13 protein-coding genes are annotated in these 15,320 nt (G+C 59.3%); 8 read left to right on the forward strand and 5 right to left on the reverse strand.

Annotated elements, in window-relative coordinates; genetic code table 11:
* Positions 1-67: 67 nt before the first annotated feature.
* The 4 genes from AAF659_RS00395 to cydC are packed head-to-tail and all read left to right on the forward strand — an operon-like array spanning position 68 to position 5,798.
* Positions 68-1,480, forward strand: a complete 1,413-nt coding sequence (locus tag AAF659_RS00395) for a cytochrome ubiquinol oxidase subunit I (protein ID WP_349749712.1) — start codon at positions 68-70, stop codon at positions 1,478-1,480.
* Positions 1,480-2,481, forward strand: a complete 1,002-nt coding sequence (cydB, locus tag AAF659_RS00400) for a cytochrome d ubiquinol oxidase subunit II (RefSeq protein WP_349749713.1) — start codon at positions 1,480-1,482, stop codon at positions 2,479-2,481. Before AAF659_RS00395 ends, cydB begins: the two co-directional genes overlap by 1 nt.
* Positions 2,465-4,138 carry a thiol reductant ABC exporter subunit CydD gene (cydD, locus tag AAF659_RS00405; protein ID WP_349749714.1) on the forward strand — a complete coding sequence of 558 codons (1,674 nt, stop codon included), beginning with the start codon at positions 2,465-2,467 and terminating at the stop codon, positions 4,136-4,138. The genes cydB and cydD overlap by 17 nt, the downstream gene beginning before the upstream one ends.
* The gene (gene cydC, locus AAF659_RS00410; RefSeq protein WP_349749715.1) at positions 4,131-5,798 is read left to right on the forward strand and encodes a thiol reductant ABC exporter subunit CydC; all 1,668 of its coding nucleotides are present in this window, start codon (positions 4,131-4,133) and stop codon (positions 5,796-5,798) included. Before cydD ends, cydC begins: the two co-directional genes overlap by 8 nt.
* Before the next feature lie 114 nt (positions 5,799-5,912).
* Here cydC and AAF659_RS00415 read toward each other — a convergent pair whose 3' ends face one another.
* Complete coding sequence (locus tag AAF659_RS00415; protein WP_349749716.1) at positions 5,913-6,779, reverse strand: MBL fold metallo-hydrolase; 867 nt, start codon at positions 6,777-6,779, stop codon at positions 5,913-5,915.
* Between the two features lie 211 nt (positions 6,780-6,990).
* On the opposite strand from AAF659_RS00415, the gene AAF659_RS00420 reads away from it, so the two are divergent.
* Together AAF659_RS00420 and AAF659_RS00425 are read left to right on the forward strand one after the other, a co-directional pair.
* Complete coding sequence (locus AAF659_RS00420; RefSeq protein WP_349749717.1) at positions 6,991-7,185, forward strand: YgaP family membrane protein; 195 nt, start codon at positions 6,991-6,993, stop codon at positions 7,183-7,185.
* Positions 7,186-7,383: 198 nt separating this feature from the next.
* Positions 7,384-8,019: a protein tyrosine phosphatase family protein gene (locus AAF659_RS00425; protein ID WP_349749718.1), complete on the forward strand. Its 636-nt coding sequence runs from the start codon at positions 7,384-7,386 to the stop codon at positions 8,017-8,019.
* A gap of 4 nt (positions 8,020-8,023) precedes the next feature.
* Here AAF659_RS00425 and AAF659_RS00430 read toward each other — a convergent pair whose 3' ends face one another.
* The 4 genes from AAF659_RS00430 to AAF659_RS00445 form a co-directional block, all read right to left on the reverse strand.
* Entirely contained in the window at positions 8,024-9,187 is a 1,164-nt protein-coding gene (locus AAF659_RS00430; RefSeq protein WP_349749719.1) for a GNAT family N-acetyltransferase, read from the reverse strand.
* Between the two features lie 11 nt (positions 9,188-9,198).
* Entirely contained in the window at positions 9,199-10,554 is a 1,356-nt protein-coding gene (mgtE, locus tag AAF659_RS00435; RefSeq protein ID WP_349749720.1) for a magnesium transporter, read from the reverse strand.
* Between the two features lie 12 nt (positions 10,555-10,566).
* The gene (locus AAF659_RS00440; protein WP_349749721.1) at positions 10,567-11,646 is read right to left on the reverse strand and encodes an FAD:protein FMN transferase; all 1,080 of its coding nucleotides are present in this window, start codon (positions 11,644-11,646) and stop codon (positions 10,567-10,569) included.
* Positions 11,647-11,776: 130 nt separating this feature from the next.
* Entirely contained in the window at positions 11,777-12,910 is a 1,134-nt protein-coding gene (locus AAF659_RS00445; RefSeq protein ID WP_349749722.1) for a TRAP transporter substrate-binding protein, read from the reverse strand.
* A gap of 169 nt (positions 12,911-13,079) precedes the next feature.
* On the opposite strand from AAF659_RS00445, the gene AAF659_RS00450 reads away from it, so the two are divergent.
* Both AAF659_RS00450 and AAF659_RS00455 read left to right on the forward strand, forming a co-directional pair.
* Complete coding sequence (locus AAF659_RS00450; protein ID WP_349749723.1) at positions 13,080-13,994, forward strand: TRAP transporter small permease; 915 nt, start codon at positions 13,080-13,082, stop codon at positions 13,992-13,994.
* Positions 13,995-14,022: 28 nt separating this feature from the next.
* A complete protein-coding gene (locus tag AAF659_RS00455) occupies positions 14,023-15,318 on the forward strand; it encodes a TRAP transporter large permease (protein WP_349750729.1) in 1,296 nt (431 codons plus the stop codon).
* The last annotated feature ends 2 nt before the right edge of the window (positions 15,319-15,320 follow it).

Here is a 15,320-nt window from a genome sequence, read left to right on the forward strand (position 1 = left end):
TTCCCATCGGCGCGATCGCCATTATTGATAGTAATAACCACTTTGATCCCGTCTTTCCGGAGGCTTTATGGATCTCGATCCCGTTCTTCTGTCACGCATACAGTTTGCTTTCGTGGTGTCATTCCACGCCATATTCCCGGTGTTCACGATAGGGCTGGCGTCGTTCATCGCCTTCCTCGAAACCTGTGCGTATGCCTCCGGCAATCCGCTTTACACGCGCCTTTCCAAGTTCTGGATCAAGGTTTTCGCCGTGGTTTTCGGCATGGGCGTAGTCTCGGGAATTGTCATGTCGTTCCAGTTTGGTACGAACTGGAGTAACTTCGCCCAGGCAACGGCCAATTTTCTCGGGCCGGTCCTGAGCTATGAGGTGGTGACGGCGTTTTTCCTTGAGGCCGCCTTCCTCGGCATCCTTCTTTTTGGTCGGGACCGGGTGCCGGCCGGCATCTATCTGTTCGCCTCGTTCATGGTGGCCATTGGCACCTTCATCTCATCGTTCTGGATTCTTTCCGCAAACAGCTGGATGCATACACCGGCGGGAACCGTGATGGAAAACGGCATGCACCAGGTCGTTTCCTGGAGTGAAGCAATATTCAGCCCCTCGTTCTGGTACCGGTTTACACACATGGGGCTGGCGTCATTCCTGACCGGCGGATTTGTGGTGGCGTCGCTCAGTGCCTGGTTCCTGTTGAACGGGCGTGAAATTGAGGCCAACCGGCGTGCATTGTCCATGTGCCTCTGGCTTCTTCTGGTGATTGCGCCCGCTCAGCTGTGGGTGGGGGACCTTCATGGTCTCAACACGCTCAAGCATCAGCCCACCAAGGTGGCGGCGATGGAAGGTAACTGGGAGACCTCATCCAACGTTCCACTGCTTCTGTTCGCCTGGCCGGACCAGCAGGCCCAGACGAATCACTGGGAGATCGGTATTCCCGGGCTGGCGAGCCTGCTCCTGAAGCACGACACTGAAGGCGTTGTCCCCGGCGTTTCGGCAGTCCCCAGGGACGAGCAGCCGCCGGTCGCGATCGTCTTCTGGTCGTTCCGTGTCATGGTTGGTCTTGGCATGCTGATGATCGCGTTCGCAATCGCTGGTCTCCTGTTGCGTCCCGGAGGCCGCTACTGGCAGAGCCGGTGGTTCCTCAAGGGGCTTGTTCCGATGGGCGTGGCACCCTTTGTGGCTGTGCTCGCGGGCTGGTTCGTCACCGAAATCGGCCGTGCACCCTGGTTGGTTTACGGCCAGATGACGCAGTCGGAAGGCATAACTCCTTCTCTGACCGGTGGCATGGCACTGTTCACGCTTATCGGTTACATCGTGGTCTACGCCCTGGTCTTCACCTCTGGGCTCTACTACCTCGGACGTCTGTTTGAAAGCGGTGTCGAGGATGCCGGTCATGACAGCACCCTTGATCACGAGGAAGTGGAGCGGGCCAAAAGACCGTTTTCCGCCGCTCATGTGCCGCTTGAACACGAAGGAGGGCGCGCCTGATGGAACCGTTTGACCTGACACTGATCTGGGCCGGAATCATCGCGTTTGGCGTGATCATGTATGTCCTGATGGATGGCTTTGACCTTGGGGTTGGCATCCTGTTTCCGCTGGCACCGGATGAAGAGTCCCGTGACCTGATGATGAACTCGGTTGCGCCGGTATGGGACGGCAACGAAACCTGGCTGGTGCTGGGAGGGGCCGGTCTTCTGGCGGCGTTCCCGATGGTCTACTCGATCATGCTGCCGGCGCTTTACTTGGGCGTTTTCCTGATGCTGGCAGGGCTTATTTTCCGGGGTATTGCCTTCGAGTTCCGGTTCAAGGCCAATCGCTCCCGTTATCTGTGGAATATTGCCTTCGCCGGTGGTTCGACCCTGGCCGCATTTGCCCAGGGCATGGTGGTGGGCAAGTACATTGAAGGGATCAATACCGCCAACGGCGTGTACGTCGGCGGGCCTCTGGATTTCGTAACACCCTTCACGCTGCTGACCGGAGTGGGCCTGGTGGCCGGGTATGCGCTGCTTGGCAGCACCTGGACCATTATGAAGACGGAGGGCGCGACCCAGGCATGGGCTCGGCGTATGGCCCGGCCCCTGCTTATGATCGTGCTGGCCGTGTTTGGCGTTATCAGCCTCTGGACGCCATTCGTGGATGAAGCTGTCTATGACCGCTGGTTCTCAAACCTGCACCTGATCTGGGTGCTCCCGGCGCTGGCACTGTTCTTCGCCTGGCGGATCTGGCACGGGGTTACGCACAAGCGTGAGGGTATGCCGTTCGTGGCGACGATGGGTTTGTTCGTGTTTACTTATCTCGGGCTTCTGGTCAGTAAATGGCCCTACGTTGTCCCCCCCGAGATCACGCTCTATGACGCAGCGTCGGCTTGGGAGTCGCAACTGTTCCTGCTTCTTGGGCTGCTGTTCGTGATCCCGATTGTGCTCACCTACACCGCATGGACGTACTGGGTTTTCCGGGGCAAGGTGAGGGCCGGTGACGGCTACCACTGATTCGCGGGCCGGCGCGAAATGGCTGAGCCATTGGGCGCAGAATGCCAATAGGTATCTTGCGCTGGGCGTCATTGCGGGCGTTGTGCAGGCGCTCGCCATGGTGGTTCAGCTCGGTTTGATGGCCTGGTTCGTGGATCGTCTTATCGTCCACGACCAGCCAGTAAGCCTGGTTGTCATTGGTGCTGCTCTGGTATTGGCGGTGGTTGTACGCAGCACCGGGCAGTGGCTTCAGGAGATGGCTGGTCTGCGCGCCAGTCATCAGGTGCGGCGTCAGGTGCGCCGGGCACTTCTGAATGCCTGGGCGAGTGCGGGGCCAGTTGGCCTCAGTAGCTGCGACTCAGGCCGGCTATCCAGTGAGTGGACTGAGCAGGTTGATTCGCTCGACGGCTACTACGCCCGGTTCCTTCCCCAGATGGTCCTGGCGGTTATCGTTCCCCTCATTATTCTCACCGTGGTCGCGGTTCAAGACTGGCTGGCGGCGCTGTTCCTGTTTGCTGCAGCTCCCCTGATTCCGCTGTTCATGGCTTTGATCGGGCTGGGGGCGGAGCGCGTGAACCAGCGCCACTACGAATCCCTTGCGCGTCTGTCCGGCCACTTCCTGGACCGTATCCGTGGCATGACGACCCTGCAGCTTTTCGGGCGCAGTGCGGATGCGGTGGCTGATGTCGCGGCAGCCACTGATCATTATCGGCGATTGAATATGGCGACCTTACGGGTCGCGTTCCTCTCCTCCGCGGTGCTGGAGTTTTTCGCGTCCGTGGCCATCGCCGCTGTTGCGATCTATGTCGGCTTCGCGCTGTTGGGGATGATTTCTTTCGGACCGGCAGACGAAATGAGCCTGTTCAGCGGGCTCTTTGTGCTTCTCCTGGCTCCAGAGTTCTTTCAGCCTCTCAGGCTGCTGTCACAGTACTACCACGACAGGGCCGCCGCATTGGGGGCAGCGGCTCACCTGAGTGCGAGATTGGTTGCCAGCCACAGTCTGGTTCCGCAGGCGGTGGAAGCAGAGCGCCAGGAGCCTGACAACTCAGGCATCCGGGTGTCTGGACTGGGCGTGCGCTATCCGAATGGGCGTGAGGTGCTGAGTGATCTGGATTTCGAACTTCCATCGGGACAGACGCTTGTTGTGACAGGACCTTCAGGTTGTGGGAAGTCAACGCTTCTGGCGGTTCTTGCGGGGTTCATGGCGCCCTCACAGGGAGAGGCCAGAGTCTGCGGGCTATCACCGGGATTGATGCCAGTGGGCTGGGTTGGGCAGGTGCCCTGGCTGGTGCCCGGGAGTTGGCGTCACAACCTGAGGCTGACCGCGCCAGAGGCGAGCGAAGGGGCGATGCAGGAGGCGATCGATCGGGTAGGACTCAGGCCCGTGCTGGATGGGCTTGCTGATGGGCTCTCAACCCGGATCGGCGAGGGTGGGCTCGGGCTTTCAGGTGGCCAGGCCCGCCGTCTGGCACTGGCTCGTCTTTTTCTCACCTCATCCACCGTGATGCTGCTGGATGAGCCGACGGCCGGGCTCGATGAGGCAACCGAAGCGGAAGTGATTGAGGGAGTGAGAGGGATCACAGGGGGGCAGCGCCTTTGCGTCATTGCCTCCCATCAGCCGGCGCTGCGCGCACTCGGAGATCAGCATCTGGCATTGGGGAGCGCACATCATGCGTGAATTCCGGCCCTGGTTACGCCTGCTACAGCGCCATCGCCGGCAGTTGGCGGCCGGTCTTGTGCTGATGGCCTCAACACTGATGGCGGGTTTGGGACTTCTTGCTCTCTCTGGCTGGTTCATTACAGCTACCGCTATTACTGCAATGGCCTGGGCCGCTGGGGTGAACGCCAGCCTGAACCTTTATGCCCCCGGAGGGGGTATTCGGTTCTTCGCTCTGGCGCGAACGGCCAGTCGTTATTTTGAGCGTCTGGTCAACCATGATGCGGTGCTCCGGCTGCTGGCTGATATCCGGGTAGAGCTCTTCCGCAAACTGCTCAGGGCCGAGGCATACAGCGCTAAGCGTTTGGGGTCGGCAGCCTTCCTGAACAGGCTGGTCAGTGACGTGGATACGCTCGATAATCTCTATCTGCGTCAGATCGCGCCGCCATTGGTAGCGCTTGCAGGAAGCCTGGGGGCCGCCGGGCTGATTGCTGTGTTTGCCCCGGCGCTGTCACTGGTGGTGCTGGCTGTGCTCGTGCCCTGGCTTGGCGTGGTGACGCTGGGCATGGCCTGGTGGACGCGGCGGCATGGTGCAGCGGAAATGGAAGCCGCGGAGCGGCTGCGCAGTCATGCCCTGACCGAACTTGAAGGGATGGCAGAGTTGTCCGCCGCCGGACGGCTGGCACACGATCAGTACGATCTGCTGGCTGAGGAGCACGCCCAGCGCAACCGTCAGATGCAGCAGGAGGCTTCGGCCATCACCGGGCAGGCGCTGAATACGCTGGTGATTCACCTTTTGGTGGTGGCACTGCTGCTGTTCGCGTCCCAGGCATGGCAGGCGAATCAGGTCTCGGGCGCCGTCATGGTGCTCATTCCATTGGTTGTCATGGCCCTGTCTGAAGGCTTCCTGCCATTACCCAAGGCGTTTGTTCGCTGGGGAGCAACAGAAGCGGCGGCCGGGCGCCTCAACGCTGAGGGCGCGGCTGAGCCAGATCTGCCAGAGCAGTTGTCGGAGATGAGCCTGCCTGAGCATCCGACCCTGACCTGGTCCCACATCCGAGTTGCCCGGGGCGTGCCGGCCGTTTTTGATGATTTCAGTTTATCGGTGTTGCCGGGAGAGCGACTTGTCATAACGGGCGCGTCAGGCAGTGGTAAGTCCAGTCTGGCTTCATTCGCGGCCCGACTGACAGCACCGGACGGGGGACAGGTGCTTGCCAATGGCCATGATGGCGCGATGTTTTCGCTCACTGAATGGCGTGAGCGCATCAGCGTCCTGACCCAGGATGCCCATCTGTTCAATGAGTCCATCGCCGCCAATCTCCGGGTGGGAAATACCGGTGCCAGTGATGGCCAGCTGTGGCGGGTTCTTGAAGCGGTAGACCTGGCGCCGCTGGTGGCGTCGCTTGACCATGGCCTTACAACGTCTGTCGGCGAAGGGGGAGGGCAGCTGTCCGGTGGTGAGGGGCGGCGTCTGGCGCTCGCGCGGGTGCTGCTGCGCTCTGCCCCGGTGGTCATTCTTGATGAGCCCTTCACAGGGCTTGATGGGGCGACAGCGACACGAGTCTGGAACGGCATTCAACCCTGGCTCAACGGGTGCAGCGTTGTGCTCATGCTGCATGACTCAATGCCCTTTATTGAGGCGGATAGGGTCATTCCACTGACGGCGGGCGGGAGGATGTAAAGGGGCGTGCCGGCGGTCCCTCTCAGGGGAACCGCCTTAGTGAGCAGGTGCGCGGCGGGATGATGAACTCATTGCCTTTACGCCAGTCTGCGGGCAACGCACTGGTTCTGTGAGCTAGAAGCGATTGATGGGGACCTTGAGGTACACCTGACCATTGTCCTCAGCGGGCGGCATCTCCCCAGCTCGCATGTTGACCTGGACTGAGGGCAGGATCAGGCGTGGCATGTTAAGCGTCGCGTCACGCTCGGTTCTCATCTTCACGAACTCATCCTCTTTGATGCCCTCGCGGACATGGATGTTGCGTTCACGCTGTTCCGCAACCGTTGTCTCGTGGACAAAGTCATCACGCCCCGGTGCCTTATAGTCATGGCAGAGGAAGATGCGTGTTTCTGGTGGCAGAGCCAACACCTTCTGGACTGAGTGGTACATGGTATGCGCGTCTCCCCCCGGGAAATCACAGCGCGCGGTACCGGCGTCAGGGGCAAAGAGGGTGTCGCCAACGAAGGCGGCATCGCCAATGACGTACGTCAGGCACGCGGGGGTATGGCCTGGTGTGTGCAGAACCCTCCCTTCGAGGTTGCCGATCGTGAAGGTGTCACCTTCACTGAAAAGCCGGTCAAACTGACTGCCGTCACGGGCGAATTCGGTACCCGCATTGAAGGCTTTTCCGAAGATATCCTGAACTTCCATGATCTTCTGGCCGATGCCTGTCTGACCACCCAGCTGCTCATGCAAGTAGGGCGCCGCCGAAAGGTGGTCAGCATGAACGTGCGTTTCGAGGATCCATTCAACCTCTAGCTGATTGTCTCTGATGAAACGAATGATCTCGTCAGCCGACCGCACGTCCGTGCGTCCGGCCGCGTAATCAAAGTCCAATACCGAATCGATGATGGCGCAGGCACTGCTGTCAGGGTCCTGAACCACGTAGCTGAACGTGTTTGTGGGTTCGTCGAAAAAGTGTTGTACCTGTGGGCTATTCATAGCGTCGTCACCTTTGCACGGTTGGTCACCTATTTGACAATTAGAACATCCTAATAATTATAACGATAGACTTGATCGAAATATAAAGCCTCTACCTTTGATAGCTTGGCTCAATGAAAGTTGGATTGAATTCCGCAGCATGAAGGCGCAGCATAGTGTTTGAAAGAATAACAATATTCTTTTTAAGATTATAAGATCGGGAGATTGAGTCATGACAGTCAATATCGGTGCTTTGGATCGCAGCATTCGTGCCATAGTCGGGGTGGTTCTGGTCGCCCTGGTTTTTATCGGACCTGAAAGTGCATGGGGCCTGATCGGTCTGATTCCTCTAGCGACGGCTGCTATGGGCAATTGCCCGGCTTACAGCTTGATCGGGATCAGCACCTGCAAGACCGGTAACCGTTAAAAAGGAGGAAACGCTATGATCAAGAGAGCGGTTGGGACAGTGATGCTTGCGCTGATGGTGTGTTTGCCCATGAGCGTCTCTGCGTCGGGCCATGATGGAGCAGTTGGTAAGGTGATGATCATCCTTTCAAGCAACTCGCCACAGACCCAGGGATGAGGCCAAAGAGTTAGTCAAACTTTCAAAGAGAGGAAGAGGTCTATGAAGACGAACCAGTTGACCAAGCCAGCTTTAATACTGGGCCTGGCGCTCAGTGTCAGCCTGGGCGTGTCAGGTTGCGCCCACGTTCACCATGGGAATGAGTCGCCTGATGCGTCCTCCGTCAGCCAGGGTGCGCTGCAGCGTGGGCAGCCGTTTGATACCAGCATTGATGCTGGGATGGCGCCTTTCGGCGATGTCATGACAAACGCTGTGGCGAATTACAACCGGCCGTCGCCGTACATCGGAACAGGCGGTCGTGTGTCTGCTGGTGCTATGCCAGAACTCAAGCAGATGGGGTTCAGAACCGTGGTCAGCCTCCTCACTCCGGAAGAGGGGCTGAGCGATGAGCGTGAGGCGGCCGGTGATGCAGGACTGGGGTTCCACGGCATCAGCGTATCTGGTGGGCCACCCACGGCGGACCAGGTGGATGAGTTCGCCAGAATCGTCTCGGAACAGGGCAACTACCCCATCCTCATGCATTGCGCCAGTGGTAACCGCGCGGGGGCGATGTGGGCCCTGTACCGGCATCAAGTCGGCGTTTCGGCAGAAATCGCCCTGGAGGAAGGCAGGGCCGTAGGGCTGGACAGCCTTGAGCCGGGCGTGCGTGAGCGACTTGGCCTGGGTGCTTCTGACTAGCTGATCAGTTCGAACTCCCGGCCCCGGGAGAGGTCGAAGACGATACAAAAGGCAGCTGCTGAGCTGCCTTTTCAGTATAGGCCCTGATGGCTTGCGCCTCGCGTCGGCAAAAATCCGCGACCGCTGGCCTCAGCTGCTCATCGCCCACCCAGTGGAAGGATTCGAACAGCTCCGGCTGGAAGCCGCGCTTGAGCTTGTGCTCGCCCTGGGCGCCGGCGTCGAAGCGGCTCAGTCCGTACTCGATGCACAGGTCGATGCCCTGGTAGTAGCAGGCTTCAAAGTGAAGCTGGTCGTACTCCTCGAGGCAGCCCCAGTAGCGGCCGTAGAGGCGCTGCTCATCGTGCAGGAAGAGAGCAGCGGCCACGTAATGCTCCTGGTGTACCGCCATGACCAGAGTGAGCTGTTCTGGCATGCGATCTGCCAGGTACTGGAAGAAATCCCGGTTAAGGTAGGGGCGCTGACCGCGTTTGAGGTAGGTAGCCTGATAGAAAACATGGAAGGCCTCGAGTGCGCTCTCTGGAATGCCGCTGCGTCCGTGGTAATGGCGGAATTCAATGTCCTGATCCGCGACCAGGCGCCGCTCGCGTCGGATCTGCTTGCGCTTGCGCGATTTCAGAGTGGCCAGGAAGGCCTCGAAGTTGGCAAACCCTGGGTTGTGCCAGTGGAATTCGCAGCTCAGGCGTCGCAGCCACTGGTCCCGATCCAGCAATTGCCGCGATGCCGTGTCCGGAAAAAGCAGGTGCCAGCTGGATATCGAACCGGTTTCCGTTTCTGCCAGGATAGCTTGCGTGGCGCGCAAACCAGCGTTTAGCCCCTCAGCGTCAGGGTGCAGCAACAACCTTGGCCCCTCGCAGGGGGTGAAGGGCACGGCGCTTAAAAGCTTGGGGTAATAGTCCCGTCCGTAATGCGCCCAGGCCTCGGCCCAAGCCCAGTCAAAGACGTATTCGCCGAACGAGTGATGCTTGTGGTAGCTGGGTAGAGCGCCAGTGAGCTGGCCCTGTTCATCGCGCTCGATCCAGTGGTGCGGTGCCCAGCCGGTGGCGGCTGTGGTGCAGCCGGTTGTCTCCAGGCCGTACAGGAACTCGTAGCGCAGGAAAGGGGAATGAGCTCCCTGGAGCCGATTCCATTCGTCCGGTTCGACGACGCCGAGACTGTCGATGAATGCCATGGTGGATTCCCCTATTGGGCCGGAATGGACAGCAGCGCAGAGGCGAGGCTGAAGTAGACAAGGATGCCGGCAACGTCCGCGATGAATGAAACCACCGGGGCGCTGGCGGTGGCCGGGTCCATGTTGAGCTTGTTGAGCACGAAGGGTAACGACATGCCGATGAGACTACCACTGAGGACCACGATAACCATGGTCAGCGACACTACGTGAGCCAGTTCGATGCCGCCGCGATAGAGTCCGATGGCGGCTACCGCTGCGGCCATGGTCAGCCCCAACATCAGTCCTAGGCCGATCTCGCGCAACAGCATGCGAAACCAGTCCCGGCTGATGACATCGCCGGTGGCGATGGCGCGCACCATCAGCGTAGCGGATTGCGAGCCGGCGTTACCGGCGCTGGCGATCAGCAGTGGCAGAAAGAACACCAGCCCGACATGGGCCTGAATGGTCTCTTCGTAGAGCGAAATACTGGCGCCAGAAAAAACATTGGCGAATACCAGCAGAACCAGCCACAGGATGCGTTTCTGGTAGAGGGTGGTCAGAGCGGTTTGCTTGAGGCTTCCAGGGAGATCGCCAACACTGGCGCCCTTGTGAATGTCCTCGGTGGCCTCGGCCTCCTGAACGTCCATGGCGTCGTCATGGGTTACGATCCCGACCATACGCTCTTCGTCGTCCACCACAGGCAGCGCGAGCAGGTCATAATCGGCGATCAGTCGGGCGGCCTCGGCGCTGGGGGCGTCTGTGTGGACGTTCACGACCTCGGTCTGCATCAGGTCCTCAACCGAATCGCCGGGTGAGGCCACCACCAGGCCGCTGAGGGTGACGATGCCAAGAAGATGGCGCTCGGTATCGAGCACGTAGGCAACGTAGATGGTTTCTTTGTTCAGTGCCTGCAGCCGCAATCGTTCGATGGCCTGACGGGCGCTGATGTGCGCGGGCACTGTGGCGTACTCGCTGGTCATGACCGAGCCGACGGTGCCTTCAGGGTAGCTGGTCAGCCGCAGCAGGTCCTCGCGCTCGGCCTTGGCCAGTGCCGGCATCAGTGCCTCCTGAACGTCGCCGGGCAGCTCTTGGTAGAGGTCGGCGCGTTCGTCGGCGTTCATGTCCGTCAGCAGCCGGGCCTGGGTGTGGCGCCCCAGGTGCTGGACCATTTTCAGCTGATGGGTTGGCTGCATGTAGGGCAGGATGCGTGCTTGGGTGCGGCGGTCGAGCTGGTCGAAAAGGGCGTAGGCTGGTTCGGCGTCAAGCTCGTCAATAACCCCGCCGATTTCCGCAGGGTGGCGGTTATTGATGAACTCAACGGCGGCCTCGAGATCGCCCTGATCAAGCAGCGTTCGGACTTCGGACTCGAGTTCAACGGTTTCGGTCATGGCCGTCTCCGGTCAGTCGGTTTTGAGCGCTGCCAGATCCTCTTCGGAGAGCATCTGTTCAAGGGCCGGGGAGATCCGGGTACGGAAACGCTGCTGTGCGTGCTCAATGACAAGTACGGCAATGCCGTGGTTGCGAGCATAGTCGAGGGTGGCCTCCACGCCCATGACCATGAAGGCGGTGGCCAGCGCATCCGCCATGCGGTTGCTGGGGTGGAAAACGCTGGCTGAGGCCAGTGAATGTGTAACGGGTCGCCCGTCGCGCGGGTCAATGGTATGCGAGTAACGCTGCCCGTCCACTTCGAAATAGTTACGGTAATCGCCGGATGTCGCCAGTGACATATCCGATAGCGGTAGCACATGATGAGCGCTCTGAGGCCCATCCCGGGGAACTTCAATGCCGATTCGCCAGGGCGAGCTCTCTGCCTTGCGACCGCTGGCTTTGAGGTCCCCGCCGATATTTACCAGGTGGTTGGGGTAACCGCGCTCCTTCAGTAGCCGGGCCACCCGGTCTACAGCCTCGCCCTTGGCAATGGCGGAAAGATCCACGAAAAGGTCTGTCATTCGTCGGGCGCGGTTGTTATCAGAGTCAAGTTCCAGGTTCGCGTGGCCAACTCGCTTCAGGCGAGCTTCGATGGCGGCATCCGAGGGCACTTCAGTAGGCCGGGCTTCGGGCCCGAAGCTCCAGAGGTTTACAAGGTCTCCGATGGTGGCGTCGAAGGCCCCATCGGTGCGCTCTGACAACCTTTCGGCGGTGCTGACAACATCGATAACGCCTTCAGGCAGCTCTACCCATTTACCCGGAGGGTGATTGTTCAGGCGCATAAGATCGGAATCATCGCGGTAGGTGGACATACTCAGGTCAACATTCTGGAGTGTTCCGCGTACCGCTTCATGCAGAGTTTCCTTGCGACTCTGGGCGAGTGTTTCCGCAACGCTGACTCGGTAGAAGGTACCGAAGATCCGCCCTTCCAGGTGGGTAACAGGGATCTCGCGACTGTCCGGCTCATTGGCATCGCCGCATGCACTCAGCAACAGCAACGGAAGCAGCAGGGCGAGAATACAGACGGACAGACGCATGGTACTGCTTGGCATGGCGGCTCCGGCAAGGTCAGTGGCTGACGTTATTATACCCGCTTGGAGCGGGCTTAACATCCGTGGGGCGGACACAAAAAAGCCCGGCCGGAGCCGGGCTTGAGCTGATTCCTTTTGTAAAAAGAGCGAATCAGCCGTCGCTGGAAGCCATTTCCTCTTCGGTTGTTTCAACCTTTTCAAGGATGGTGTCGAGGATTTCCTGGCCTTTTTCACCAGCCTGTTCCAGATAGATCTGACGTACGTCCTTGCTGGCTTCGCGGAAGACATCGCGCTCTTCCTCGGTCAGTTCAACCCACTCAGTACCACCTTCATCGAGGATTGTCTGGAGACGCTCCTCGTTGTATTCGCGCTGCTTCTTGGCGATCCAGGGTGCCATGTTACCCCGCACATCCATGATCAGCTCCTGGCGCTCATCCGAGAGGTTGTTGAACCAGTTGTTGCCGGTTGCCAGAGTGGTAATGAACTGTGCGTGGCGTGCGGAGGTCAGAACGTCCTGTTCCTCGTAGAAGCTCATCTCCTCAATGGCGAAGATCGGGTTCACCTGGCCGTCGATCTGACCCAGCTGCAGACCACTGTAGACCTCGGAATAGGGTGTCGGCGTTGGATTGGCGCCATAGGCCTTATAGGACTCCACCAGGATAGGCGAGGTCATGGTGCGGATTTTGAAATCCGCGAAGTCTTCCGGGCTGCGGAGCGCTTTGTCACCACTCCAGACCATCCAGCCTTCCGGGATGATATCAAGCAGGCGCAGGTCCTGATCGTTGTAGAGCGGCTGAAAAAGGCCGTACACCTCCGGGTCGGAGAGCACCTTGCTGTTCACCTTCGGATTCTCTGAGAGTACGAAGTGCAACGTGAAGATGCCGACTTCCGGGATGGCGTCCGCCAGATGACCGGGGGAAGCAAACGCCATTTCAATGGCGCCGTTCTGAAGCAGTTCGGTCAGCTGCGAGGACGTGCCGAGGGTTCCGTAGGGATAGACCTCAACCGTTACCTCACCATCAGTGCGATCTTCAATGCGGCTCTTGAATTCCTGAGCATAGGCGTCCTGAACGCTGCCCTCGACTTCCTCCAGCGCAAAGCGCCAGGTGTCGGATTCACGTTGTTGCGCCAGTTCCTCGTCACGGTCCATCTCTTCCTGCGACTGTCCCTCCTGTTCACTGGCGGAGTCGCCACTGGTGGCGTCGCCACTGTCGGAGCAGCCGTAAAGAAATGCCATGGCGAGCAGCATGATAAGGCCCGTAAGCCATTGGCGGGGTTGATTCATACCCTGTCTCCCTTTGTCGGATTTTCTTATTGATCCAGTTTAAACATAACACATCTTTACACAAGCAAAAGCGCTGAACGGGAATTTCCCGCAACGGGCAATGCAATGTTGCTGAACCCCGGCCGTGCAGACTATCGTTACAGGCAATCAGCCTGCGGAGTGTCCCATTATGGACCAACCCCAAGTCGGCCATGGTGGTGGCTGGCGTAATGCCCTGAAGGTGCCATTTGATTGGATTGATTCGGGCCTTGACTGGTTTGAGCGCAGTGCACTGATTGCATGCGTTGCGGGTATGGCAACGGTGACAGTAAGCAACGTGATTGCCCGTAACCTACTTGGCTTCAGCCTTCAGTTCGCTAATGATACGGCCCAGATGCTGCTGGTGATGGTCACCTTTCTCGGGATCGGGATCGGTGCCCGCCATGCCCGCCATATCCGGGTTTCCGCCTTACATGACCTGCTGCCCCACCTGGGCCAGAAGATTCTTCTTGTTTTCGTGAATCTGACCACAGCCTGGCTGTTGTTAGCTCTGGCGGATTTTGGCTGGAACTATGCCACCTCGGTGCAGCGAACCTGCCGTGTGCTGCCTGATGCAATGGGGCTGGGGTTTTTCTCTGTTCCTATCGGGGGGATGCCCCTGACAGTGGGTATTGTGGTCACCCTCATCGTTTTCGCGCTGGGCGGGCATCTGATCCGGCTCGCGACTGAAGGCGGCGAGCGCCTATTGGCCCGTTTCGAGGGGCTGCGCCATCACGCCGTAGCACTGCTGGGATTGACCGTGCTGGCACTGCTGGCCTGGGGCGTGTTCCATGTGTTTATTGAAATGGTCAATGCCCGAAGCGGGCAGTGCCGGGTAACCTCTTCAACCGGTTTCCCGGTTTACCTTAATTACATGGTGGTACCACTGGGCTTTCTGTTTGGCGGTATCCAGTTCTTTCTGGCCGGCGTCAGGAATCTCATCAGTCCGGAGAATTACCTGTCCTGGTACCAGAAGGATGAATACGAAGAAGAGGGCGCTGACCCGGGCATGACCGGCGGCTTCGATCCCGAAGAGGACCTGACAGAGGATCGCGACCGTGGCTGAACTGATTGAATGGCTCAACCTCGCATCCATGACCACACCGGATGTTGCTCTGCTGGTGGGGATCGTGATGATCGTGCTGCTGCTGATGGGGTATCCCATGATGGTCCCGCTTACAGCGGGGGCACTGTTGCTTATGGCGGCCAAGTTCTCCGGACTCAATGAGGCCACCCTTATCCAGCAGATGATCGGGGGCGTTGAACAGACGGTACTGGTGGCGGTGCCCATGTTCATCCTGGCCGCTGACATCATGATCAAAGGGAATACCGCCAACCGGCTTCTGGATCTGGTGAGCAAGTTTGTGGGCCATATCCGGGGTGGGCTACCGGTGACGACGGCCATTTCCTGCACGCTGTTTGGGGCAGTGTCCGGCTCGACTCAGGCTACGGTGGTAGCCATGGGGCGGCCGCTGCGGCCCAGGCTGATCGAGGCCGGTTATACGGACCGGTTCGCCATCGCGCTGATCATCAATGCCAGCGATATTGCCCTGCTGATTCCGCCGTCCATCGGCATGATCATTTATGGGGTTGTTTCCGGTACCTCAGTCGGGGCGCTGTTTATTGCCGGCATCGGGCCGGGGCTTATGATCCTGACACTTTTTGCCATCTACTGTTATGGCATATCGGTGTGGAGAGATATTCCGGTGCTGCCCAGGGCCAGCTGGCAGGAGCGGCTGGTAGCTCTGAAACGGGCCAGTCTGGCGACCGGTTTCCCGGTGATCATCATTGGGGGGATTTACACCGGCACGTTCAGCCCCACCGAGGCGGCCTCGATGTCCGTGGCTTATGCGCTGTTTCTGGAAATGGTGCTGTACCGGCAGGTGCGCCCGTCTCAGCTTCCGGAGATCGCCTTGTCGACCGGTATGATCACGGCCGTGGTCTTCATTCTTGTGGCAGCGGGTATGGCGTTCTCCTGGATGATCTCCTTTGCGCAGATTCCGAGCCTGGTTCTGGGGGATATGCTGGCCGAGGCCTCGCAGCACCCGTACCAGTTGCTGGTGCTGATTGCGGTGGCGTACTTCGTGGGCTGTATGTTCGTGGATCCGATTGTGGTGATCCTGGTACTGACGCCCATCTTCTCTCCTGCCATTGCCACGGCCGGTCTGGATCCTGTGCATGTAGGCACATTGGTGGTACTGCAAGCGGCGATTGGATCGGCGACGCCACCGTTCGGCTGTGACATCTTCACGGCGGTGGCGATCTTCCGGCGGCCCTACCTGGAGGTTATCCGCGGAACGCCACCGTTTGTGCTGATTCTTCTGCTTTCCACAGCACTGCTGATCATGTTCCCGCAGATTGCGCTTTTTCTGCCTAACCTGATGCGGTAACA

The organism is Salicola sp. Rm-C-2C1-2 (assembly GCF_040196175.1).
GTDB lineage: Bacteria > Pseudomonadota > Gammaproteobacteria > Pseudomonadales > Oleiphilaceae > Halospina.

What these genes read in the sequence shown, in the direction of transcription:
- mgtE (WP_349749720.1), bottom strand. Translation starts at nt 10,554, where the DNA reads ATGACCGAAACCGTTGAACTCGAGTCCGAAGTCCGAACGCTGCTTGAT.
- AAF659_RS00445 (WP_349749722.1), bottom strand. Translation starts at nt 12,910, where the DNA reads ATGAATCAACCCCGCCAATGGCTTACGGGCCTTATCATGCTGCTCGCC.
- AAF659_RS00430 (WP_349749719.1), bottom strand. Translation starts at nt 9,187, where the DNA reads ATGGCATTCATCGACAGTCTCGGCGTCGTCGAACCGGACGAATGGAAT.
- AAF659_RS00420 (WP_349749717.1), top strand. Translation starts at nt 6,991, where the DNA reads ATGACAGTCAATATCGGTGCTTTGGATCGCAGCATTCGTGCCATAGTC.
- AAF659_RS00455 (WP_349750729.1), top strand. Translation starts at nt 14,023, where the DNA reads ATGACCACACCGGATGTTGCTCTGCTGGTGGGGATCGTGATGATCGTG.
- cydB (WP_349749713.1), top strand. Translation starts at nt 1,480, where the DNA reads ATGGAACCGTTTGACCTGACACTGATCTGGGCCGGAATCATCGCGTTT.
- cydC (WP_349749715.1), top strand. Translation starts at nt 4,131, where the DNA reads ATGCGTGAATTCCGGCCCTGGTTACGCCTGCTACAGCGCCATCGCCGG.
- AAF659_RS00395 (WP_349749712.1), top strand. Translation starts at nt 68, where the DNA reads ATGGATCTCGATCCCGTTCTTCTGTCACGCATACAGTTTGCTTTCGTG.
- AAF659_RS00450 (WP_349749723.1), top strand. Translation starts at nt 13,080, where the DNA reads ATGGACCAACCCCAAGTCGGCCATGGTGGTGGCTGGCGTAATGCCCTG.
- AAF659_RS00415 (WP_349749716.1), bottom strand. Translation starts at nt 6,779, where the DNA reads ATGAATAGCCCACAGGTACAACACTTTTTCGACGAACCCACAAACACG.
- AAF659_RS00440 (WP_349749721.1), bottom strand. Translation starts at nt 11,646, where the DNA reads ATGCCAAGCAGTACCATGCGTCTGTCCGTCTGTATTCTCGCCCTGCTG.
- AAF659_RS00425 (WP_349749718.1), top strand. Translation starts at nt 7,384, where the DNA reads ATGAAGACGAACCAGTTGACCAAGCCAGCTTTAATACTGGGCCTGGCG.